This window comes from Bacillus sp. GC_Bacil_1 (genome assembly GCF_026540675.1).
Taxonomy (GTDB): Bacteria; Bacillota; Bacilli; order Bacillales; family Bacillaceae_G; genus Bacillus_A; species Bacillus_A cereus.
This window is the reverse complement of sequence record NZ_JALNUG010000005.1, coordinates 269389-291904: the sequence shown is the minus strand read 5'-3', so window position 1 is coordinate 291904 and position 22516 is coordinate 269389. Positions and strand designations below refer to the sequence as shown.

The following is a 22516-nucleotide window of genomic DNA, read 5'->3' as shown; positions in this document are numbered from 1 at the left end:
GAAAATGATGAAACAAAGTTTACAAACTGCTTTTTCTTGTTCTTCTTTTCTTCTCTCCTATCCTGAACTAGGGTGGAGAGAAGCTGTAACTGAATTGCAAGAAGAGATTGAAACGATAGAAAAGGAAGAAGTTAAAGCATCACTTACAGCCTTTATAAAGCAAGCGCTACATAAAACGAATGATCAACTCATTGATAGTTACGTATATACATTCGATTTTGGTAAGAAAACAAATATGTATCTTACTTATATGAACACTGGTGAACAAAGAGAAAGAGGTATTGAATTATTAGAGTTAAAGCAGCATTATAAAAAATCTGGTTTTGAAGTAACGGATAAAGAACTACCTGATTATTTACCACTTTTTCTTGAGTTTTTTGCAAATGCAAATGAGCAAGACAGTGAACCAATTATGAATAAATACAAGGAGAATATACAAGCATTACACGTTCAGTTAAAAGAAGCAGGTAGTATGTATGAACCAATTCTTGCGGCTGTTCTACTCGCTATCGAAGCATGGGATGTACAGACAAATTAGAAAGGAGAGTTGTTAAAATGATGAATCAATTTCTATGGGTATTGTTTCCCTATATCATTTTTGCAATCTTTATCGGTGGACATATTTTTAGATACAACTATGATCAATTTGGATGGACATCAAAATCTAGTGAACTATTAGAAAAGAAAATGCTCCGAATCGGAAGTCTATTATTCCACTTTGGGATTATGTTCGTAATTGCCGGTCATGTTATGGGGATATTAATTCCAGAAGCTGTATACCGTTCGATAGGTATTTCTGAGCATACGTATCACATAATGGCAATTAGTTTCGGGCTTCCGGCAGGTGTTGCTTCTATCATCGGTTTAATTATATTAACGTACCGCCGCGTAACTGTAAAACGTATCATTGCAACGAGCACAAAGGGAGATTATATTGCGCTTATTTTATTACTTATCGTAATGTTAGCAGGACTTTCTTCAACATTTTTAAATATCGATTCAAAAGGATTTGATTATCGTACAACAATTGGCCCTTGGTTCCGAAGTCTCTTTATTTTCCAACCGAAAGTTGAATATATGACGGAAGTACCAGTATGGTTTAAAATTCACATTCTTGCAGGGATGGGTTTATTCGCAGTGTGGCCATTTACAAGACTAGTACATGTATTTAGTGCCCCAATTAAATATGTAAGCCGTAGTTATGTAATTTACAGAAGACGTATTCCTAATGAGTTGAAAAAATAATACTGCTGTAAACAGATAGGAGTTAGCAGCTAAAACGAAACGAGGTCTAATATGGAAGGCCTCGTTTTTGTTTATATAGGGAATAGCCGTTAATAAGTAGTTTAAATTGAAAAAAGATTAGCATCTAAATAAGATGCTAATCAATGCTACAAACAGAAGCAGAGCAATCTTCACAAGCAATTTCACATTTTAAAAATTGTAAATCGTGGATTGTAATCTTTCCTTTATGAATCGAAATTGTACCTTGCTTTTTTAATTCATTTAACATTCGATTTACACTTTCACGTGAAGTTGCACAGAAATTAGCAAGTTCTTGATTTGTTAATGGTAAATCGATGAGAATCCCATTTTCTTTTAATACACCGTAACTATTTGTCATTCGTATAAGAGTAGAGTACAGGGCACCTTTTTTGCCGTGTAATACTAAATCTCGGAACTTCGTTTGCATTCTTCTTAAATGTTCACTAATCCATTTCATAAATTCAAATACAAGTGCTGGTTTTTGGAGTAATGCTTTTTCTAACGCTTCACGCTTTATAACTCCTACTTCAACATCTTCAAGGCATTTTGAATTTAATAAGTATTTCGCATTGTCCGTGAATAATGTTAGTTCTCCAATAATGTCATATTCCGAACAAATTCGAAGTGTCAATTCTTGTCCGTCAGCACTTAATTTACTAATTTGTACTTTTCCTGAGTGGATGATATAGAGCTCTGTTGCCTCCATACCTTCTTGAAAAATAAAACTACCTTTTTTAATTTGCATTTTATATTCAACAGATGCAAGTAATTCTTTTAAATCTTGAGATAATGTCATACTGTTTGCCACAGTGATCACCTTTCTTCTTATAAGCAATACATTTCCTATTTTGAGTGTAAGTATGATGAAAATGCAAGAGCTATTTTAAAAATAAATTGAAATTTCAATGACCGTAAGGGGAAGAAATCTTCAGTTTTTAGTTTGAAAAATTCAATAGACAAAGTGGATGAGATTAAAGATGTGAACAAAATTCGAACGGATTTGTGAAGAATTTTTGAATGGGGAAAGTAATGTGAGAAAAGTCACATTGAATATGTAGCTTCTTTTTTATAATGAAGGCAAATAAAAAAATTGAAAGCTTACTAAGGATTGCAGCAGAAAAGAAGGGATATAGATGCATGAGAACATGAAAGATTCTTTAGAACGGCCACTTCAAGATTTACGTATTTCAGTTATTGATCGTTGTAATTTTAGGTGTACATACTGTATGCCTGCTGAAGTGTTCGGACCTGATTACGCTTTTTTAAAGGAAGAGCTTTTATTAACGTTCGATGAAATAGAAAGATTAGCGAGATTATTTATAAGTATGGGAGTCAATAAAATTAGGCTTACTGGCGGTGAACCTTTATTGCGTAAAGACTTACCGACGTTAATTGCAAGACTTGCAAAGCTAGAAGGCTTAAAAGATATTGGACTCACAACAAACGGTATTCATTTAGCAAAACAAGCAAAGGCGTTAAAAGAAGCGGGATTAAAACGTGTAAATATTAGTTTAGATGCGATAGAGGATTATGTCTTCAAAAAAATTAATGGACGAAATGTAAGCACAAAACCTGTATTAAAAGGAATTGAAGAAGCGAAGAACGCAGGGTTAGAAGTAAAGGTAAATATGGTCGTAAAAAAAGGAATGAATGATAGTCAAATTCTTCATATGGCTCGTTACTTTAAAGAAAAAGAAATTCAGCTCCGTTTTATAGAGTTTATGGATGTGGGCAGTACAAACGGCTGGAACTTTGAACAAGTTATTACGAAGGAACAATTAATAGAGAAGATTAATCGTGTATATCCGATTGAGCCTGTTAAACCTCGTTACTTTGGAGAGGTTGCGAAAATGTATCGATATGTAGGGAGCGATGCAGAAGTTGGATTTATTACTTCTGTTTCTGAGTCATTTTGTTCTTCTTGTACGAGAGCCCGTATTTCGGCAGACGGTAAGTTTTTTACATGTTTATTTGGAACAAAAGGAACGGATTTGCGAACGCTTCTTCGAGAAAATATTTCTGACGCTTCATTATTAAAAATTTTACAACATACATGGCGATATAGAACAGATCGATATTCAGATGAAAGAACAGTTGAAAGTACAAGTAAACGTCCAAAAGTTGAAATGTCTTACATTGGTGGATAGTGAAAGGCGGAGTTCTTATGCAAGAGCGTTATGCAAGACAAGTATTGTTTTCTAGAATTGGTGAAATGGGACAAAGAAAAATAAGAGAAAAGCATGTGCTCCTAATCGGTGCGGGTGCACTAGGAGCTGCAAATGCAGAAGCTCTTGTTAGAATGGGAATTGGGAAATTGACAATTGCTGACCGTGACTACGTCGAATGGAGTAATTTACAACGGCAACAGTTATATACAGAAGAAGATGCACAGCAGTGCAAACCGAAAGCAATTGCAGCGGCAGAGCATTTAAGAAAGATTAATTCTGAAGTGGAAATTGTACCAGTAGTATCGGATGTCACACTGCAAGAAATAAAAGAGTTAACAAAAGAAGTGGATCTCATATTAGATGCGACTGACAATTTTGATACGCGCCTACTTATAAATGACATTTCACAAAAAGAAAATATACCTTGGATATACGGTGGATGTATTGGAAGTTACGGTGTAACGTATACAATTCTTCCAGGGAAAACACCATGTTTTCGCTGCTTAATGGATCATCCTATGGGCAGTGCAACATGCGATACAGCAGGAATCATTCAACCAGCTGTACAAATGGTCGTTACTCATCAAGTAACAGAGGCGATGAAAATATTGGTGGATGATTTCGAGGCGCTAAGAGGAACAATGTTATCATTTGATATTTGGAACAATCAATATCTCTCATTAAAAGTAAATAGACAGAAGAAAAATACATGTCCATCTTGTGGAAATACACGCACGTACCCAAGTTTAACATTTGAAGCACAGATGAAAATGGAAGTGCTATGCGGACGGAATACGGTTCAAATCCGTTCAGGGGTAAAACGTGTTCTTCATTTAGAGGAAGTTCAAAAACGATTACAAAAAAGTGTACTTGTCCAAAAAACGCCTTACTTACTATCATTTCTAATTGATGAATATCGTTTCGTTTTATTTACAGACGGTAGGGCATTTATTCATGGAACAAATGATGTGAAAATAGCAAAACGATTATACGCAAAATATATAGGCTGAATAGAAAGTGAGTTTCACTTTCCAAAAACGAGGTGAAAAAGAATGTTATTAAAACGTAATCCAATTCCAGTGGCAGAAGCAGTTGCACGAGTAATGGAATATGCTTATCAGGGTGAAATAGAAGAGGTTTCTCTTATAGAAAGCTACGGTAGAACGCTTGGAAAAGATGTTATTGCAGATCATGATGTCCCGCATTTTGATCGCTCTCCGTACGACGGGTTTGCGATTCGAGCGGAAGACACAAAAGAAGCAAGTAGCAGTAATCCCATTCTGTTTGAAGTGATTGGTGAAATTGGAGCAGGTTTTGTTTTTACAGAAGATGTGAAAGCATTTCAAGCTGTCCGTATTATGACAGGTGCGGCAATTCCTGCGGGGTGTAATGCAGTAGTTATGTTAGAGCTAACGGAAGGATTTGAAGAAAACGAAAAGACTTATATGAAATTGAAACGCTCCTTTGTTGCTGGGGATAACATTTCTTTTAAAGGAGAAGATGTAAAACAAAATAGCATTCTGGTGAAAAAAGGGACTGTTATTAATCCTGGAGTTGCAGCACTTCTTGCTACGTTTGGTTATAGTACGGTATATGTTGTAAAACAGCCAGTCATTGGAATTGTAACGACAGGAAGTGAACTGCTCGAAGTACATGAACAATTAAAGCCAGGGAAGATTCGAAATAGTAACTCTTATATGGTAGCTGCTCAAATTGAACGAGCAGGTGGAATTGTACAGTATTATGGGCAATTCGCTGACAATTTTGAGACGTGTTATAACACTGTAAAAAAAGCGATAAAAGAAGTTGATATATTAATTACAACCGGTGGCGTTTCAGTAGGAGACTATGATTATTTACCGGCTATTTATGAGAGATTACAAGCTAATGTACTTTTTAACAAAATAGCGATGCGACCAGGAAGTGTGACAACTGTAGCTGAGTTAGAGGGAAAACTATTATTTGGTCTATCTGGTAATCCTTCTGCTTGTTATGTCGGATGTGAATTGTATGTTCGACCTGTCATTGGAACATACTTGCATAGGAAAGATCCGCACATATATCGTGCAGAGGCAATTTTACAGAAAGACATTTCGAAAGCAAATCCGTTTACTCGTTTTGTAAGAGGGAGAGTAGAAATTGTAGATGGGCAATTGCAAGTTACACCAGTCGGTTTAGATAAATCTAGCGCAATTTCTTCAATTGCAGAAGCGAATGCATTTATCGTTCTGCCGGGAGGAACAAGAGGATTTGAAACAGGAATAACCGTTTCGGTACTGTTATTAGAATCGAACGTCGGAAGTGAGTGGCCGTGGGAAGAGCCGCTTCGATCATACAAGTAATAGAAAAAGAGATTGCTAACTTATATAAGGATCAGAGGTGCAAGATGACACATACGTATTATGAAGTAATTGATACACCTATTTCAATTGAAGAAGTTACAAACAAAGTAATTCGTCGTGAGTGTGGTGCGGTTACTACTTTTATTGGTACTGTTAGAGAATTTACGAAAGGTCGACGTACACTTTGTTTAGAGTATGTAGCTTATAAGACAATGGCGGAGAAACAACTTGAGAGAATTGGCACTGAAGTAGGAGAGAAGTGGCCGGGGACATATGTCGCTATTACACATCGTATTGGTACATTACAAATTTCTGATCTTGCTGTTGTTGTCGCTGTTTCTACACCACACCGGAAAGCTGCATATGAGGCGAACGAATATATTATGGAGCGTATTAAACAAATTGTTCCAATTTGGAAGAAAGAGTTTTGGGAAGATGGTGAGTCATGGATAGGTGATCAGTTAGAGAAGGTAACATATGCAAATGGTGAGCCTGGAAAGGAGAGGAGTATATGATTGAAGTACTATTATTTGCACATTTACAAGAAGAAGTAAGTAAGCCAGCATTACACATAGATTGTGAAAATATTACAGTTGCGAAGCTGAAGGAAGTTCTGATTAAGGAATATAATGTAGCAATTTCAAACGAGATTATGGTCGCGATAAATGAAGAGTATGCAAATGAGGATGACATCATTCAAGTTGGCGATGTCGTAGCAATGATTCCGCCAGTAAGTGGTGGTTGATTCTTCTCAGCCTAATCATGTTAGGACGTGATTAGGCTGGAGAGAATAAATATAACTATGCATACATAGGAGGGAACAAGATGAAAAGTCCTAATTTTCAATTAATTTTACAAACTTCTAATCTAGTTATCGGTTTTATGGTATGGGTCATTTTATCATCATTAATGCCTTATATTAAAGCGGATATTCCATTAACTGCGGGACAAATTTCTATGGTAACAGCAGTACCGGTTATTTTAGGTTCTGTTCTTCGCATTCCAATTGGTTATTGGACAAATCGTTTCGGAGCAAGAAAATTATTCTTTATTAGTTTTATTTTATTATTATTTCCTGTCTTTTATATTAGTGTTGCCAATTCTATGATGGATTTAATTATTGGTGGATTATTTGTCGGAATCGGTGGTGCTGTATTCTCTGTAGGGGTAACTTCTTTACCAAAATACTTTCCGAAAGAGAGTCACGGTTTTGTAAATGGTATTTACGGTGTAGGTAATGCCGGAACAGCAATTACTTCATTTTTAGCGCCTGTTATCGCAACTTCAGTTGGCTGGAGAGCGACAGTACAATGTTATTTGGTTTTACTTGCAGCATTTGCACTTATGAATTTTTTATTAGGCGATTGTAAAGAGAAAAAGGTGAATACACCATTAATGGAACAAATAAAAGGTGTATATAAAAATGAAAAACTTTGGTTTTTATGTATCTTTTACTTTTTAACATTCGGATCATTTGTCGCATTTACCGTATACTTACCAAACTTTTTAGTATCTCACTTCGGATTAGAGAAAGTAGATGCAGGTATGCGGACAGCTGGATTCATCGTACTCGCAACAATTATGCGCCCAATTGGTGGTTGGCTCGGTGATAAGTTTAATCCATTTAAAATATTAATCTTTGTATTTATCGGTTTAACACTTTCAGGTATTATTTTATCATTTATGCCTAGCATGAACGTGTATACATTTGGTTGCCTACTAGTCGCATTTTGTGCAGGTATAGGTAATGGTACAATCTTTAAACTCGTTCCAATGTATTTCTCAGAACAAGCTGGTATTGTAAATGGTCTCGTATCAGCTTTAGGTGGACTAGGAGGATTCTTCCCACCGCTAATTTTAACGTTACTATTCCAATTAACAGGTCATTATGCAATTGGATTTATGGCGTTATCAGAAGTCGCACTTGCTTGTTTAATCATTACAGTATGGATGTATAGCCAAGAGAAATTGTTAGTGATGTTAAAGAATCATTAATAAGGAAAAAGAACTGTCCCAAAGTATTTTGGGATGGTTCTTTTTGTAATAGGCTTCAACATGTTTTTATTGCTATCTCAACAAACGCTCGTTTTCTAAAAGAATGTGTTTTTAAAATGAAAAACAGAAGGTTTATGGAATTTTATTTTAAAATATAGAAGTCAAAAGTTATTCAATTAAAGGGTAGATTAGTGAAGGAAATCTTAAATCTATTCTAAAGATCGAACTCATTTTTAGAATGCAAATATTTAATTGAATCGGGATGTTTAGATGAAAAAAATATAAGTCCACTCAAGATAAACAAGTATCAGGTATGTTAGGTGTTTTAAGCGACAAGTATGGAATTGATGTAAGTATTCTTCGCATAGTAACTGCAGTATCAGATTTTTCTAGGGCCAGATTTTTTGGTAAGGCTAATGGATATTGTGAAAAAGAATACTTAAAATAAAAAATACCGTTTAGGTTGATAAGATAAAATTATGAATTTGTATAAACAATCCATAATTTTCTTTATGAGTTATATTTGATATGTTAAAGAAAAGAGAGGGGAGGGAAATGAAATAAGAATTTTTGATGAGCATTTTCATATTATTGATTTAAGTTTTCTGGTTATTAAGAACTGAGGGTGTTTTCAGACTAATTAAATGTGGTCCATATTTAGTAAAGAGTTTAATCCAACTATAATATATTTGGAATGAGGTTTTACATGTTTGTTTTTATTATATTAGACGTGATATTACCAATATTAATATTGATGCTAATTGGTGCAATCTTACAAAGAAAGTTTCAATTTAACTTAAAGCAGCTATCTACACTTATTACTTATTGCTTGATGCCAGCGGCTGTATTTGTGAATATATATGATATTCGTATAGAAACAGGTTTGTTGCTCCAGATAATATACTATTTAATGCTTTATAGTCTGAGTCTGATCATAGTAAGTCATTTCATTTCAAAAATATTAAAGTTAGAAAAAGGAGAAAGTGCAGCTCTAAAAAATAGCATTTCGTTAATGAATTCCGGTAATTATGGGTTACCAGTAAGTCAATTGATTTTCAGTCACAATCCAGTGGGGGTTTCCATTCAAATTTTTATTGTTATTTTCCAGAATCTTTTAACTTATTCATATGGGATATATAACTTACTATCAGCAACAAAAACAATCGGAGGTATTATTCAATCATTTCTAAGACTGCCTGTATTTCATGCACTCGTATTAGGGGTTTTCTTTCAATCTTTTACAATTCAAATACCTAATTCTATCTTTATTCCTCTTAATCAGCTTGCGAATGGTTTTGTTGCAATAGCACTCATATTGCTAGGGGCACAATTATCCAACATTAAGCTTAATTTTTTCCATCGAGTCATAACATGGGCTTTAATTGGAAGGTTACTGATGGGACCATTATTAGCACTTGCTATGATATATCTACTAAACATGGATGGTATTGTTGCACAATCATTATTTATTGCAAGTTCTTTTCCTACGTCAAGAAATACATCAACCATTGCTATGGAGTATCAAATAGAACCTGAATTACATGCACAAATCGTTTTATTTTCAACACTTTTCAGCATTATTACAGTAACTGTCGTTATTTATTTGTCATATATTTTGTTTTGAATGTACGTGCAAAAAACGAATAGATTTGAGGTGGTAAATGATGGACGGAAATCCCATCGATATGAGAAGAAAACAGTCTTAAATATATTGAGTGTCGTTTACAATTGTACTATGTCTGATAATCAAGTGGCTTAATTCAAAAAAAGGAAACTCATTAGGGGTTATTTCGTATGTAAATCTTTAAAGCATCTACATATAGATTTGCGAAAAAAGACATAATCTCGCTTATAATTGACGTTACATGAGCTTAGGTTGATAGTGATGGGGGAGCGTCAAGTAAGAATTTTATCTTTATTGATTCCATGTAGTTTTTCCGTATTATTGTAAATAAGGGGGATGATTCCAAGTTGAGTAAACAGAATATCAGCACAACAGTTTCAGGAGATATAATTGTTACCCATCTAGTTGGTAATATAAAAACAGATGATGTGTATGAATGGTTTAATGGTTTCGAGCAGGTTTGTCAGCAATTCATTTCCGAAGGGCGGAAATACAAATTGTTGGTGGATAGAAAAGGATACACGCCAAATCATTTTTCTGTTCAAAAAGTATGGAAAGAGAAGTTTTTCAATGAAACCATTTTGAATCACAGTAAGGCAATTGCATTTCTCCTTGAAGAGGGGGAGATAATGGATTATTTACAACAATCTAATACGAAAGAATCTGTGAGATTTTTTGATGATTATGAACAAGCGCTAATTTGGTTGAATGAATATCCAATATAAAACCTGTATTGAAGCAGTTGCTCTCAAGCAACTGTTTTTTATGTCCGTAATTGTTGTCGTTATTTTTCTTCACAGATTCTTGTCCAATTGCTTGTCTGAGCCTAAAAAACGAAACTAAAGCAAAAAGAACAAACGCCTCTAAAAACGTTTGTTCAAAGTTAATTACTATTTTAGCTGAGTGATAGATTACAATTTGCGAGTATGAGAAAGTTTTTTTATAAGTTTAGGAAGTATAGATGTTAATTCTTGCTTCATGCGCTTCGTAAACGATGGGTCCTTACCGGAAGTTGAAATAGTGACAACATATTCATCATTTCGAATGACACCAGGTGTGTGAAAAGATGATGCTGTACTACCACTTACAACGTTAACCCACTGGAAATCATGAGCGGCCTGTTTGACCATCATATTTACAGCATGTTGATTTGTAGCTGCATAAATAAGATGAGCATCTTTAATATCATCATTACTAAAAGTTTTTTGCTTCCAAGTAATATAAGAAAGTTCCTTCATTTCCTCGCAAATTTCTGGGCTGACAACAGTGACGAAAGCACCTGTATCTTTTAATCCAGACGCTTTTCGATATGCAATTTTACCTCCACCAATGATAACGACCACTTTATTTTGTAGATTAAACATAAGAGGGTACATGTTATACATATATGCATTCCTCCATTCGTTCTAATAATGTTAACTTCATGTATGTATCAAACTGAAGACAGTTACAAGTCGTAACGTGATTATATTTTTTTGTATGCAATTTAATTTTTTGAAGTAATAATCCGGTAAAGAGAAGGTACGGCATGACATATACGTGGGACGCAGTCGATGTTATAGCCTTGAGCTCGGCAGTAAAAGAGGGAGTTCCTTTCGTTAAAAAGGAACAGGATACTGGCATACCGAGTTTGCGTTCGACAGCTGCTCCGATTTGTTGTAATTCATGTATCGGTTGTGGATCACTGCTGCCTCGTCCTACGAGTAAAATACTACTATTTTGCATTGGCATAGCTTCACGTATTCTTTTCACTACAAGTTCCACCATATGTGGATGTGTACTAAAAGGAGGTACAACTGAAAATGTTATTTGTGGATATTTCTTTTGTAGTTGCTCTATTTCAAAAGGAATATCACGTTTATAGTGAACTGCTGCAAATAATAAAACAGGTACAATCATTATTTCAGTTACTCCCTCTATTATCGTTTCTGTAACTGCATCCGAAATAGTAGGTGTCGTTAGTTCTAGAAAAGCTATTTTTTGAATTCTTTCGTTTCGCTCTTTCATAACAGATTGAATAAATTGAATGAATTGTTCATTACCTTCTTGTAGCCGGCTCCCATGTCCAACATATACAATTCCTTTCATTGTCTCACCATGTCTTTCCTCATAAGAGTTTCTTGTAATTGATGATCTACGTTATGAAACCCAACTTTATTTGCATAGTATAAAGTTGGAACGTCGGTATACGAGAATGGGAGAGTAAGAATATTGATAAAGCCAAGGCGTTTTATTTCTGCTAGAAACGTATCAATAGAAGCACGACCTTCAAATACAATGCTATCCCATGAGAATTCAGAAAGCATACGTGAATGAATTTCATCGAAGCGATGATCAATTGTGTACTCATGAGTCATCATATAGGAACCAGCACCAATTTTTTCTTGAATAACAGCAATTCGGTTAATGTTTCGTCCTAAATAAATCGTTGAATTCGAAGAAAATTGCGCAGGTTTACTTAACAATCCATATTGCATGAGCTTTTCTTGAATAGAAAGGTTCATATACTGAAGTTCTGCCTGTAAGGAACGAATATCTTTATGATATTTACTGCATGAGTGCATTAAGATGTCTACACTGTCAGCGGAACAAAATACAAGACGATCAACGCTGAAAATCTTATTGATTTGTTCAGAGGTTAATGTGTATTCTTTCTTTTTGAAAGTTGGAATTTGATATATTTCTGCACCGGACTCTTGTAACATTTGCTTTATTGCGCTTTTTTTATTTGTTGCAGATGCAAATAAAACTTTCTTGCTGTGCAATGGCTTGCGTTCTTTCCAAGAGATTTGATTACGTAAGGAAACGACATCACCAACAATTGTCATAGAAGGATTAGAAATATTTTCGTTTTTGACAATAGAAACAATGGTAGACAGTGTCCCTGTGACAACGCGCTGTTTACCAGTTGTACCCCATTCAATGACTGCTACTGGCGTATCTTCTTTTTTTCCTGCTTGTAGTAAGTTTTCACAAATTGTAGGTAAGTTTTTTATACCCATGTAGTAGGCAATCGTGTCGCTATTGTAAGATGAATTATATTTTCCATGATCGCTTAAAGGACCTTTTGCATGTCCGGTTAATAAAGTGACACTATTACTGTAGTCACGGTGGGTGAGGGGAATACCTGCATAGATACTAGCGGCGATGCTAGATGTAATACCTGGTACAATTTCATATGGAATATTTGCTGATGCTAAAGTTTCTGCTTCTTCACCAACACGGCCAAAAATAGATGGATCTCCGCCTTTTAAGCGGACTACGATTTTTCCTTCTTTCGCAAATTGAAGGAGGTGTGAGTTAATCATTTCTTGACGCATAGTATGATTCTTTGGCATTTTTCCGCAATAAATAAGTTCACATGTTTCTTTTGTATAATTAAGAAAGGAAGGGTTTAATAAGCGGTCATATAAGACGATATCTGCACGATTTAAGCACTCTATCGCTTTTTTTGTAATAAGCCCTTCATCACCTGGTCCTGCACCAACTAAATATACATATCCGTTCATATTCGCACCTCGTCTATTTTTATTTAAAAGGAAGCCAGGGGAGGCTTCCTTTTGTAAATTACATGTATATATAAATATCTCCGTCAATAACTTCTACTTCATACGTTTGAATACAACCGTCATCAGGTTTTTGAACTTCACCTGTTAGTAGTGAAATTTTCCAATCATGTAGTGGACAAAAGACGAATTCTCCAGATACAATACCTTCCGCTAATGGCCCGTTTTTATGAGGACAACGATTTTCTACAGCTCGAATATCGCCATTTGAAAGGCGGAATAGGGCGAAAGACATACCTTTCATTTGCACCTCTTTACCGATTTGAATAGGAAGGTCTTCTGCACGCATAACTTTTATTTTTTCTTTCGTTTGTATCATATAGGTCACAGCTCCTTATTTCACAGTTTCTACTTCATACATCGCTTTTAATGATTTCGTTTCTAGTGCTTGTCCCCATGCTTCTTTATATGTGCCACGAGCTTTTTGGAAACGTTCATTTAACGTAGTAACCATATTTGCATCTTGCAGTATTTCTTTTATGTGATCGAAGCCTAAACGTTCTGTCCAGTAGGCAGTACGCTCTCCGTAAATACCAGTTTCACGATAATATTGCATGTAAGCTGTAGCGATGCGAAGGACATCATCTTCAGTAGGGACAATCATTACAAAATCAGCTTCACGTACTTCTGTACCACCATTTCCGCCAATATAAAGTTGATATCCATTTTCGACACAAACAACGCCAAAATCTTTCGTCAGTACTTCCGCACAGTTACGCGGACAACCAGTTACACCCATTTTCATTTTATGAGGTGTATCTACCATTTCTAATGATTGTTCAAGCAACATACCAAGTCCTAATGAATCTTTCGTACCGAAACGGCAAAAACGAGAGCCAACACATGATTTTACATTACGAAGAGATTTTGAATACGCATATCCAGAAGTCATATTTAAGTCAGCCCATACGTTAGGTAAATCTTGTTTCTTGACACCGTATAAGCCAATTCGGCTTGCACCGGTAATTTTCACAAGTGGAACATCATACTTCTTCGCAACTTCAGCAATTTTCATTAAATCGTCTGCTGTTGTAACGCCTCCGTACATACGTGGAATAACAGAGAATGTACCATCGTGCTGGATGTTACCATTCATTCTTTCATTAACGAAACGGGACGATTTATCATCTTCATATTCTTCTGGAATCGCCATACGTAAATAGTAGTTTAAAGCAGGGCGGCATTTCGAACAGCCGTCTTCATGTGCAAAACCAAGAACATTTCGTACTTCTTTTGGAGATTTTAAGCCTTTCTCGTGAATGGCCGCTACGACTTCATCACGGGATAAAGGTGTACATCCACACATACCGGCAGATTGCGCTGAGGCATCAAAAGCATCTCCAAGTGTATGAGATAAAACTTGTTCCACAAGCGGACGACATTTACCACAAGACCCTGCGGCTTTCGTACAGCCTTTAACTTCTTCAAAAGTCGTTAACTCTTGTTCTAAAATGGCGTGAACGATTGTACCTTTCGTAACACCATTACATCCGCAAATCGTGTCATCAGCACTCATAGTAGCAACGTTAAGTTCACTTTCTTCACCAGCTTTGTGAAGAAGAGAAGCGGCTGTATATTCTTGTATATCTTCTTCTTTCTTTAACATGCTAAAGAGGCGTGTTCCGTCAGCTGTGTCACCATATAAAACGATACCGATGACTTTATTGTCACGAATTAATACTTTTTTATAGGAACGTTTACATTCATCAAAGATTGATATTGCTTTCGTTTGAGCATCTTCATAAATTTGACCAGCAGAGAATAAATCACAACCTGCAACTTTTAATTGCGTACCGACGATACTGCCCGAATATCCATCAGTTTGTAAATTTGTTATATGTTTTGCTAATATCGCACCTTGTTCATAAAGAGGAGCAACAAGTCCATATGCGATACCGTCATGCTCTGCACATTCTCCAACTGCATAAATGGACTCATCATTTGTTAGCATATAGTCATTGACTACAATACCGCGATTTACAATTAAACCAGCATCTTTTGCTATTTGCGTATTTGGGCGTATTCCGACAGCCATTACGACTAAATCACAATCTACAACTTCACCATCTTCAAATTGAATGCCCTCAACATGGTCTGTACCAAGAATTTTTACAGTTTTCTTTTCCATTAGAAATTTCATGCCTTGCGCTTCCAAATCTTCGCGTAATAGAGAAGCTGCTTTCGTATCTAGTTGCTGCTCCATTAAGTTTGGCATTAAATGAACAACATGTACGTCCATCCCTAAGTCAATAAGACCTCTTGCGGCTTCTAAACCAAGTAACCCACCACCAATAACAACGGCCTTTTTCTTTTCTTTAGCGGTGTCTATCATAAATTGTGTATCTTCAATTGTTCGAAATCCTGTTACACCAGGAAGAGTAGAACCTTCAACAGGTAAAATAAAAGCACTAGAACCTGTTGCGATAATGAGTTTGTCATATGTAAGAGTACGATTTTTTTCTGTGATAATGATTTTTGCTTCTCGGTTAATAATTTGAACTCTTTCGTTTGTATATAAAGTTATTTCGTTTTCTTCATACCAACTGTATTCATTCATAATGATATCTTGCATATTTGTTTTGCCTTGTAAAACGTGAGAGAGCATAATGCGATTGTAGTTTGGATGCGGTTCATCTCCCAAAATAGTAATCTCATATGAATCACTATTATGTTTTAATATTTCTTCCATACAGCGTATTCCAGCCATACCATTTCCGATCATAACTAAACGTTTTTTCATTTTCGTTTCCCCTTTTTCTGTGAAATGTTGAACAAAGGATTATATTTCTATTATAGAAAATCCAAAAAAGGGGAGATGTGATATTTATCACATTTTTATAATGATTCACAAATTGTTAAAATTCGGATTTATTCGAGAGGGATGTGTATATTCTTTACCAAATGAAAAAACAGGACATAAGTATGTATACTCATGTCCTGCACTTGATTTATACTCTCGTAATTGCACGTGGAAATAAAATGTTATTTTCTAAATGAATATGCTCAAATAAATCAGACTCTAGTGCTTCAAGGCGTTGGTAAACAAGTCGATAAGTGCCGCAAGCTCCTTCTGGAGGAGTAAAGTCATTTGTAACTTTACGAAGCTCTTTAATAATGTTGCCTGCGTGGTTATGTTCATTTTCCAACTTATCTACTACTTTACGTAAATTCACATAGTTTTCTTCAATTGGATTTTGTTCAAATTCTAAAATTAATGGAAAATCTTCTGTTTCTTCTTTAATTAAATGTTGTTCTAATTCCATCTTTAATTCGTGAAATAGCTTATGAATTTGAGCTAAGTGAGGCTGACTTGCTCCGTGGACGCGTAATACTTTCGTCACATACGGACTTAACTGTGGTAATTCTTCATTTAAATAGCGATGATGCTTATTTATAACATAATCAATCAATTCACGATAAGAAGCATTTTTCCAATCAATTTCAGATTCATTTAATCGTTTCGTATTATTATAAAGTGTATCTAATTCTGTAAGTACTTCTGTTGCTGATAAATTTCTTTCATGAATTGCATCAATAAGTGGTTTATTACCACCACAACAAAAGTCTATTCTATATGATTTAAAAAGATCACTAGCTTTCGGGAATTGTGTAACGATCTCACCGACAATAGAAGTTTCAGTAAATGCATGTTTCATATGAACGCCTCCATAAAGTTTGAATGTAATAACTAAATTAAGAATAGCGATAAATGAAAATCAATGTGGTGATTGAAATCACTTATTATGTGTCAGTTTTAAGGATAATAAAATGAATTTTATAAAAGGAAGTGGGAGGGGAATTCGTCGTAATAGTTTCTGATAATAAAAAAGAAGCTTACTAGAAGCTTCTTTTTTATTACTATTTTTCGCATGCAACTCCATCGCCATCACGATCAAGATGTGAGTCATAACCTGGTTGTCCTTTATGTAAAGGGGCTTTCCCAGCCGCTCTAACTGCAGCACAATTTTTGTAGTATGCACTACTAGTATTTCCTGAAGCGGGTTGTGTTTGAGTTTGCTGTGCTTTTTGCTCTTCTTGTTGTTTACGAGCCTGTTCGTCAGCCTGACGTTTTTGTTCTTCGTGTTGTTTACGAGCTTGTTCATCAGCTTGTCGTTTTTGTTCTTCTTGCTTACGAGCTTGTTCCTCGGCTTGACGCTTCTCATCTTCTTGCTTTTGAGTTTTTTCGTCCGCCTCTTTCTTTTCTAGCTCTTTTTTCTGTTCGCTATTTTTTTGTTCTTCATTGTTAGAGGCAACTTTTGTACTAGTTGCTGTCGTTTTTTCAGAAGAAGGAGCTGAAATAACTAATAGCGCAACAAAAATGACAAATAATACGGCTGTAATAATAAATTGTTTTTTCGCTACACCTGTTTTCTTAATTACAGATAAGATTGCTATAACAAGGAAGAATATAAATAGAATGAAACTTAAAGTAGAAAAAAACTCGACGACGGGGTGTTCCGATTTTGTTGTACCGGTCGTTATTAATATAATAGAAATCATAAAAAGAATAACGGTAGGACATCCATATTGTTTTGCTTTTCCATTTTTCTTAAAGAATGAAATGATACATAAGATTAAAAGAATAAAAGCAATAGAAAATAAAGCTGCACCAATATTACTCAAAATCGCCATTTTCATACCTGCATTTGTAAGATTTTTCTTATTGATTATATAGGAACTTATTGGATATTACACGTTTTATATAAATTTAGAAAATTAATATTTTTACTAGACTTATAAACGATTATTTTGTATATAGAGAAAAATAGATATATTTCCTATTACTTTTTGAAAGATATTTCATAAATTATAGTATATCGATTGAAAGGAGGAGATTTGAATGGAATTTCAATTGTTAGTAACTTGTATATTACAAGAAGGTAATGCTTACTTTTTAGTAACGAAGGTAGACGATGTTATTACGTTAAAAGTACCGATTACTGCGGGAGTAGCAGGTTTATTTTTAGCTTTAGGTGTACCAAGATGTTCTTAATTTAAATCTCTATAGTAGAAGGGGGAGGGACATGCCTTCCTTTTCTACTATTACATAATATAATTATGTAAACTTAAATATCATATTTGTGATAGCACGTTTGAAATGGACATGCATATACTATAATGTTTCATTGGATGTTAGAGGTGAAAGGTAGTTTTAATAAGTGCATCCAGTGATGTTTTTAAGCTATGAAAATAAAAGAGGTGCTATTATATATGAAAAGAAAAACATTGGATATTCCAGTTACATTGCGAAGAGAGTGGTTTTTAATAGAGTTAGCTCATTTAACGAAAAAATATGGAATTGAAATTGCAACTAGCAAAATGGATGCTGCACCGTTTTTAAGAGATCAAGTTACAGAATCAAAGATAGGGAAAGGGTTACAATACGATAAATATGATGATGAATATATAATTGAAAATTAAAGGGTAACAACAAAATTAAATTAATTTATAACAAAATATAAAATAAAGCAGATTCTAAATATAGAATCTGCTTTATTATGAAATACTTGTAGTCAACTAGCCTCTTTCTAGTGTTTTTCCTACATATTTCTCTTGCGTTATTCCAAAAGAGTCACGAAGAATGCGAGCATAATCTTTAGATTCTATTGGTAGTTTATTTTTGGTGCCTTTAAAGGTTTCTGTATAATTTTTATTTGTTAATGATATGTGACCATAAGTAGTTAATTTACAAGTGATAGCTCCTTTATTAAAAGGAGATTCTTTATGCTCTACAATCACTTTTTGAATATTATTCACTTTTTTCTCATCTATTGGATCTACAGTGAAAGCATAGCCTATTTTCCATTCGTTTGAAGGTTCAGATTGTAAGAAACTTGTAGATTCTCCGTTAGCTCCTTTTCTCATTTCTAAAATATGCGTACCTTTTCGAGTATTTCGCTTACGAATTCGATATTCTCCTGTTTGAGAGGAGATGACTTCTCCGTTAAAAGGTACTGGACGTAAAGGGAGATGAGATGCAAAACCTGCATCCACAACATAATCTTTATCCTCATGACTTAATATGATAATGACATGACCATCATCGGGTTTCCATTTATTATCGTACAGATCATAAACAGTACCGGCTACTTTGTATACTTGAAACCCACAATCAATTAAGAAATAATACAATAAGGAGTTTAATTCATAACAAAGTCCACCTCGTTTTTGAATAAGTAACTTTTCTATTAAGTTATCTTTTGAGATATTTTTAATAGTACCAGCCATAATATCAAGATTTTCATAGGGGAGAATCATTCCCATTTTTAAGAGAATTTCATCTAAATCATCAAATGTTATTTCTTTTGCAGGAATTTTTAAGCGTTTAAAAAACTCCTTTTGTAAATTAGTCATCATAAAGTATTCTCCTTTCTTTTTACAGAATTTTCTTCTGCTCACCGATAGGTTAGTACTTCTAAAAAGTTAATTCAAGTGCGCGGAAATTATCATAATATATATTTCTGGAAATGTGATTTTATATTCTGAAATTTCAGTTTAATTTTTAATCGTAGGAAAGTCTTATAATATAAGCTCCTTTAAAATTAGTTTGTATTTAATGAAAAGAAAGTACATATCTTTATTATATTTTTAAATAACTAACTAGTAATAAAATGTTTTTTTACTAAAATTTTTTCAAGATTTGTATGCTTTATATAAACAATAATGATTTAAAAAATATCTGGATGTAGCGAAGTTAACAATTATTGAGAAACTTTTTTGTCGTATTCTATCAAAAGGAAGAGGTAGAAACAAAGAGAATAACGAGAGTTAAGGAAGAGGGTACACAACTAGTAACCTTCTAAAAATAGGGCTAACATCTTTTTAAAATAAAAGATTAGCTATTATTAAGGAAGGGAAAATATAAAAATATTATAAAGAACACCTTCTTTCAAAAAAATAGGGGGAGTAATATGCGACTGATGAGAAGATTTGTGGTCTTACTAATTGTATTTTTTATCATGGCTCCAACGATTAGCACAAATGTACAGGCAGAAGTTGTAAAAGAGCTTGGAAAGGGGTTTCCTGACACAGAAGTATTCACACCTGGAGAATGGTTTTTAGGCCAAAAACCTGCTAATTATGATGAGAATAAACCGCCAATTCTCTTTGTACAAGGAAGAAATGGTAATGCTGATAGTTGGTATGGAAAGACAGTATATCATGATATAAATGATATGTATGATTATGCTTTAAAAGCAGGCTATCAAACAGTGTTTATACAATTGTATGATGCTGCTGGGAAAGGTTCGGCTAGTCAGTGGGATAACGGAAAATTGTTAGCACAAAAACTTGAAGAAATATATAATCATTTCGGTAAAAAAGTTAATATTGTAGCGCATAGTAAAGGTGGTATTGATACACAAGCCGCATTAGTTGAATATGGTGCGAATCGATTTGTTGGAAATGTTATTACACTTGCTACACCGCATCACGGCTCAAATTTAGCAGATTTATCATATAGTTGGTGGGCAGGGTGGCTTGCTTCTATATTAGGTCAAAAAGATGATGGTACGTATTCGTTACAAATAGGTGAAATGGCAAAGTTTCGTTCAACAATAGATAACAACCCAGCAGCTAAATTAAACCGTTACTATACGGCTACTGGGACTAGCTGGGGGCCAACATTTTCTGCATTATCTATGGGCGGGTTATATTTATCGTCGTACGGTTCAAATGATGGACTAGTAAATGAATGGAGTGCGAAGCTATCGTACGGTACACATTTATTTACAGATTCCAGATTTGATCATGACAATATAAGAAAAGGATCAGCTGTTTTTGCACGAATTGAACCATATTTACGTACGACAAATGTGGGATTACCAGCTTTAGTAGCATCCAGCACTAGTTCAAATGAAAATCTAGAACAATTAAATACAACTTCAAATCAAAATATTTTAGGAGGCGAATTACCACAAAATCAGTGGATAGAGCAAAGTATTTCTGTTGATAAAAAGGCTGAAGGAATAGTTTCTGTACTAACTGCTTCTTCTGATGTAGAAGTACAAATGGTATCTCCAAAAGGAAAAATCTATGCAAACAAAGATAGCGCTATAACTACTGGTGAAGGCGAATCTTTCTTTAATGGGGCGACAATTAGAACATTCAAGTTTGATAAATTGGAAGTAGGCGAATGGAAAATCAAAATGATGGCGAAGCAGTCGAAAGATGCATATTTAGTTGTAAGCGATTACAAGAATGACGCGCCATTTGTTCTTCAAATGCCTACAAAGGTTAAAGTAAATAAACCTGAGTATAAACTGAAAAAATCACCAGTGGCACCTGAAATGAAAGGGGATCTATCCATAACAGTAAGAGTCGTTAATAAAGAAGGTAAGTTAGTCTCTGAATTTAATGAATTACAAAATGTTAATACGAATACATTTACAGGTGCTTTGAAAGATATAAAACAACCGGGAGTATATAACGTTACGATGGATATAAAAGGGATGAATAAAGAAGGAAAACCATATAATCGTACGATTGTTAAGTCGGTTTATGTAGAGAAATAAGGAAGAATAAATAAGCATAATATAAAAGTGCAGAAATCTTGTGTTAGAAAGAATTCTGCACTTTTTTTGCGTGATGAGAGATAATAAAAGTCGAAGAAAACTGTTATTCAATAAAAAAAGATGCTGAAATAGCATCTGAATGTGAAGAAATAATATTAACTTAGTTTTGTAACTGTTAATTCAACTGAATTTATACCATTGTCACAAGTTACAATACTTTGACGATTAAAGCCACTATTATTTCTAAGTTGAAGAGTTGAATTAGCTGGCACTGTAACAATCGTTTCGCCAACGAGTTGAAGACATTCGTTATTTGATGAAGTATTCATTTGAATAGCGAAGTCACCTTGACTATTAGCAAGTGGATTGTTATTTAAAAATATAGTTATGACTGGGATATGTGGAAATACAGGATTTAAAGTAGTATTAATACTGGAAATGAACGAAACTCTATAATCACCAGCTTGTCTAAATTGTATAGTAGTAGGGTTTAGTAAGGAAACGCCTCCAGCTAAAGGTCCAACGTGATTAAATGGAAAAGGGTTTCCAAAAGGAACAGTTATAAATTCAGTTTGCCAAAAAGTTCCGTATGCAGGACAGCTTCGTTTATTTGAATGGTCACATGAACATTTTTTATTTGAACTGGAAGAAGATTTACATGAGCATTTTTTATACGAGTTTGAAGAATGATAGTATGAACCCAATATATTACCTCCTATTCTTAATAAATGTAAAACACATAATAGTTTATGAAAATGAATCACAATTGGCGTGTATGCTTGTACTATAAAAGGAGATAGATTTAGAATAGAAAGTGCTCAAATGATGAAATATAGTATTGGGGTATTACCTGTAACACTTTTTGAAGATGATAAGGTTCATAATTTGATAGAAAAATGAATGGGATTTCTAAATGGATTAAAGTAACGAGGAAACGTTTATCCCGCTATTTTCCGGGCAGTAAGACCCCCATCTCAAAATTCAGTGAAAGCAAAGAAGTTAGTTGGGGGATGAACAAAACCCCCACTGAGTAAAGTTTCAC

General features: G+C 34.4%; 23 protein-coding genes. 13 read left to right on the top strand and 10 right to left on the bottom strand.

Features of this window, described 5'->3' with window-relative positions; genetic code table 11:
* The first annotated feature begins 7 nt into the window (after positions 1-7).
* Complete coding sequence (narJ, locus tag OXT04_RS10635) at positions 8-538, top strand: nitrate reductase molybdenum cofactor assembly chaperone (RefSeq protein ID WP_063220184.1); 531 nt, start codon at positions 8-10, stop codon at positions 536-538.
* A 17-nt stretch (positions 539-555) separates the two neighbouring features.
* Positions 556-1245 carry a respiratory nitrate reductase subunit gamma gene (gene narI, locus OXT04_RS10630; protein ID WP_098235608.1) on the top strand — a complete coding sequence of 230 codons (690 nt, stop codon included), beginning with the start codon at positions 556-558 and terminating at the stop codon, positions 1243-1245.
* A gap of 136 nt (positions 1246-1381) precedes the next feature.
* Here the strand turns inward: narI and OXT04_RS10625 are convergent, their stop codons facing one another.
* On the bottom strand, positions 1382-2074 hold the full coding sequence (locus tag OXT04_RS10625; protein WP_000013866.1) for a Crp/Fnr family transcriptional regulator: 693 nt from the start codon (positions 2072-2074) through the stop codon (positions 1382-1384).
* A 325-nt stretch (positions 2075-2399) separates the two neighbouring features.
* Between OXT04_RS10625 and moaA the strand changes: the two genes are divergently transcribed.
* The 8 genes from moaA to OXT04_RS10580 all read left to right on the top strand — a co-directional run bounded on the left by moaA (position 2400) and on the right by OXT04_RS10580 (position 10120).
* Positions 2400-3413, top strand: a complete 1014-nt coding sequence (gene moaA / locus OXT04_RS10620) for a GTP 3',8-cyclase MoaA (RefSeq protein WP_000545008.1) — start codon at positions 2400-2402, stop codon at positions 3411-3413.
* A gap of 17 nt (positions 3414-3430) precedes the next feature.
* Positions 3431-4444 carry a molybdopterin-synthase adenylyltransferase MoeB gene (locus tag OXT04_RS10615; RefSeq protein WP_258131636.1) on the top strand — a complete coding sequence of 338 codons (1014 nt, stop codon included), beginning with the start codon at positions 3431-3433 and terminating at the stop codon, positions 4442-4444.
* A gap of 42 nt (positions 4445-4486) precedes the next feature.
* On the top strand, positions 4487-5776 hold the full coding sequence (locus OXT04_RS10610; protein WP_098851256.1) for a molybdopterin molybdotransferase MoeA: 1290 nt from the start codon (positions 4487-4489) through the stop codon (positions 5774-5776).
* A 44-nt stretch (positions 5777-5820) separates the two neighbouring features.
* Positions 5821-6291, top strand: a complete 471-nt coding sequence (gene moaE / locus OXT04_RS10605) for a molybdopterin synthase catalytic subunit MoaE (protein ID WP_016512948.1) — start codon at positions 5821-5823, stop codon at positions 6289-6291.
* The gene (gene moaD / locus OXT04_RS10600; protein WP_000573676.1) at positions 6288-6521 is read left to right on the top strand and encodes a molybdopterin converting factor subunit 1; all 234 of its coding nucleotides are present in this window, start codon (positions 6288-6290) and stop codon (positions 6519-6521) included. The genes moaE and moaD overlap by 4 nt, the downstream gene beginning before the upstream one ends.
* 80 nt (positions 6522-6601) lie before the next feature.
* A complete protein-coding gene (narK, locus tag OXT04_RS10595) occupies positions 6602-7771 on the top strand; it encodes a nitrate transporter NarK (RefSeq protein ID WP_258131633.1) in 1170 nt (389 codons plus the stop codon).
* A gap of 706 nt (positions 7772-8477) precedes the next feature.
* Positions 8478-9395: an AEC family transporter gene (locus tag OXT04_RS10585; protein WP_000497496.1), complete on the top strand. Its 918-nt coding sequence runs from the start codon at positions 8478-8480 to the stop codon at positions 9393-9395.
* A gap of 317 nt (positions 9396-9712) precedes the next feature.
* A complete protein-coding gene (locus OXT04_RS10580; RefSeq protein ID WP_232292659.1) occupies positions 9713-10120 on the top strand; it encodes an STAS/SEC14 domain-containing protein in 408 nt (135 codons plus the stop codon).
* Positions 10121-10306: 186 nt separating this feature from the next.
* Here OXT04_RS10580 and OXT04_RS10575 read toward each other — a convergent pair whose 3' ends face one another.
* From OXT04_RS10575 to OXT04_RS10545, 7 genes are all read right to left on the bottom strand, one after another.
* Positions 10307-10780 carry a precorrin-2 dehydrogenase gene (locus OXT04_RS10575; protein WP_061661182.1) on the bottom strand — a complete coding sequence of 158 codons (474 nt, stop codon included), beginning with the start codon at positions 10778-10780 and terminating at the stop codon, positions 10307-10309.
* Positions 10773-11483, bottom strand: coding sequence for a sirohydrochlorin chelatase (locus OXT04_RS10570; protein ID WP_061661181.1), 711 nt, complete (start codon positions 11481-11483; stop codon positions 10773-10775). Before OXT04_RS10570 ends, OXT04_RS10575 begins: the two co-directional genes overlap by 8 nt.
* Complete coding sequence (locus OXT04_RS10565) at positions 11480-12904, bottom strand: uroporphyrin-III C-methyltransferase (protein ID WP_267414345.1); 1425 nt, start codon at positions 12902-12904, stop codon at positions 11480-11482. The genes OXT04_RS10570 and OXT04_RS10565 overlap by 4 nt, the downstream gene beginning before the upstream one ends.
* Positions 12905-12962: 58 nt before the next feature.
* The gene (gene nirD / locus OXT04_RS10560) at positions 12963-13280 is read right to left on the bottom strand and encodes a nitrite reductase small subunit NirD (RefSeq protein WP_000616683.1); all 318 of its coding nucleotides are present in this window, start codon (positions 13278-13280) and stop codon (positions 12963-12965) included.
* A gap of 15 nt (positions 13281-13295) precedes the next feature.
* Positions 13296-15701 carry an NADPH-nitrite reductase large subunit gene (gene nirB / locus OXT04_RS10555; RefSeq protein ID WP_061661178.1) on the bottom strand — a complete coding sequence of 802 codons (2406 nt, stop codon included), beginning with the start codon at positions 15699-15701 and terminating at the stop codon, positions 13296-13298.
* A gap of 208 nt (positions 15702-15909) precedes the next feature.
* On the bottom strand, positions 15910-16617 hold the full coding sequence (ric, locus tag OXT04_RS10550; RefSeq protein ID WP_267414339.1) for an iron-sulfur cluster repair di-iron protein: 708 nt from the start codon (positions 16615-16617) through the stop codon (positions 15910-15912).
* A gap of 202 nt (positions 16618-16819) precedes the next feature.
* On the bottom strand, positions 16820-17593 hold the full coding sequence (locus OXT04_RS10545; RefSeq protein WP_097877413.1) for an excalibur calcium-binding domain-containing protein: 774 nt from the start codon (positions 17591-17593) through the stop codon (positions 16820-16822).
* A 208-nt stretch (positions 17594-17801) separates the two neighbouring features.
* Here OXT04_RS10545 and exsG point away from each other — a divergent pair, with 208 nt between their 5' ends.
* Positions 17802-17954 (top strand): exosporium protein ExsG, encoded by a 153-nt coding sequence (gene exsG, locus OXT04_RS10540; protein ID WP_000395679.1) that lies wholly within the window; start codon positions 17802-17804, stop codon positions 17952-17954.
* A gap of 218 nt (positions 17955-18172) precedes the next feature.
* Positions 18173-18382, top strand: coding sequence for a hypothetical protein (locus tag OXT04_RS10535; RefSeq protein WP_000824207.1), 210 nt, complete (start codon positions 18173-18175; stop codon positions 18380-18382).
* A 96-nt stretch (positions 18383-18478) separates the two neighbouring features.
* Here the strand turns inward: OXT04_RS10535 and OXT04_RS10530 are convergent, their stop codons facing one another.
* Positions 18479-19318, bottom strand: coding sequence for an arylamine N-acetyltransferase family protein (locus OXT04_RS10530; RefSeq protein WP_000988904.1), 840 nt, complete (start codon positions 19316-19318; stop codon positions 18479-18481).
* Positions 19319-19872: 554 nt separating this feature from the next.
* Between OXT04_RS10530 and OXT04_RS10525 the strand changes: the two genes are divergently transcribed.
* Positions 19873-21474 carry an esterase/lipase family protein gene (locus tag OXT04_RS10525; protein ID WP_001238730.1) on the top strand — a complete coding sequence of 534 codons (1602 nt, stop codon included), beginning with the start codon at positions 19873-19875 and terminating at the stop codon, positions 21472-21474.
* Positions 21475-21629: 155 nt separating this feature from the next.
* Here OXT04_RS10525 and OXT04_RS10520 read toward each other — a convergent pair whose 3' ends face one another.
* Positions 21630-22178, bottom strand: a complete 549-nt coding sequence (locus OXT04_RS10520; protein WP_000536160.1) for a hypothetical protein — start codon at positions 22176-22178, stop codon at positions 21630-21632.
* Positions 22179-22516: the final 338 nt, after the last annotated feature.